This window comes from Bifidobacterium ruminantium DSM 6489 (genome assembly GCF_000770925.1).
In the GTDB taxonomy this organism is placed as follows: Bacteria; Actinomycetota; Actinomycetes; order Actinomycetales; family Bifidobacteriaceae; genus Bifidobacterium; species Bifidobacterium ruminantium.
Genome location: NZ_JDTK01000052.1, coordinates 1 through 1,490, shown reverse-complemented (window position 1 = coordinate 1,490; position 1,490 = coordinate 1). Strand labels below are relative to the sequence as shown.

Genomic DNA, 1,490 nt, shown 5'->3' with positions numbered 1-1,490 from the left:
GACACGGAATGGGAGCCGGCCGCGGAGGTGGTTTTCCGTGGTCAAGCACGCAGCCAGTCGCACAGGCAAATCCGTGCGGCATGCATGGCGAGGTGCGATGATGGGAGCCGTTATGGCTCGATATCCGGTTGTCCAGGCCGTCGAGAAAAGCCTCGGCGCGAGGGCCATGGCCGCCCGTACCCCAAACCGACACTGGTGGTCAGGTAGAGAATACCAAGGCGATCGAGCGAATCCTGGTCAAGGAACTCGGCAAATCACTCCCGTGCCTTCGGTATAAGGGAGACCCATTGGGGTGAACGGCCTCGCGCCGGGAGCCTTGGTGGGTGGCACAGACCAGGGGGTAGCGACTGTTTACCAAAAACACAGGTGCATGCGAAGGCGAAAGCCGCTGTATATGCACTGACGCCTGCCCGGTGCCGGAAGGTTAAGAGGATCCGTCAATCCCTTCGGGGACGAAGCGGTGAATTCAAGCCCCGGTAAACGGCGGTGGTAACTATAACCATCCTAAGGTAGCGAAATTCCTTGTCGGGTAAGTTCCGACCTGCACGAATGGCGTAACGACTTCCCCACTGTCTCGACCAGGAGCTCGGCGAAATTGCAGTACGAGTAAAGATGCTCGTTAAGCGCAGAAGGACGAAAAGACCCCGGGACCTTTACTATACCTTGGTATTGGCGTTAGGCGCGGATTGTGTAGCATAGGCGGGAGGCTTCGAAGCGCGGGCGCCAGCCCGTGTGGAGCCGCAAGGTGAAATACCGCTCTGTTCTCGTTTGACGTCTAACCTCGACAAGTCATCCTTGTCAGGGACAGTGCCTGGCGGGTAGTTCAACTGGGGCGGTTGCCTCCCAAAGAGTAACGGAGGCGCTCAAAGGTCCGCTCAGCCCGGTTGGCAATCGGGTGTCGAGTGTAATCGCACAAGCGGGCTTGACTGCGAGGACGACGGTCCGAGCAGGGACGAAAGTCGGAGATAGTGATCCGGTGCCGGCGCACGGGCGCGGCATCGCTCAACGGATAAAAGGTACCCCGGGGATAACAGGCTGATCATTCCCAAGAGTCCATATCGACGGGATGGTTTGGCACCTCGATGTCGGCTCGTCGCATCCTGGGGCTGGAGCAGGTCCCAAGGGTTCGGCTGTTCGCCGATTAAAGCGGCACGCGAGCTGGGTTCAGAACGTCGTGAGACAGTTTGGTCTCTATCCTCTGCGCTCGTTGGAATCCTGAGGAGGCCTGCCCATAGTACGAGAGGACCTGGGTGGACGAACCTCTGGTATGCCGGTTGTCACGCCAGTGGCACGGCCGGTTGGCTACGTTCGGGAGGGATAACCGCTGAAAGCATCTAAGCGGGAAGCCTGCTCCAAGATTAGGATTCCGTACAGTCCTGAACTGTTGTAGCCCGCATGTTGAACACGTGTTTGATAGGCCGGGGGTGGAAGTCCCGTGAGGGATGGAGCCGACCGGTACTAACGGGCGATGGCGACACAACATTCCAACC

At 58.9% G+C, this 1,490-nt stretch carries 1 rRNA gene; it reads left to right on the top strand.

The annotated features are described in order from the left end of the window. Positions 1 to 1,481, top strand: a 23S ribosomal RNA gene (locus OU26_RS09315); the annotation flags it as partial. Positions 1,482 to 1,490 lie beyond the last annotated feature (9 nt).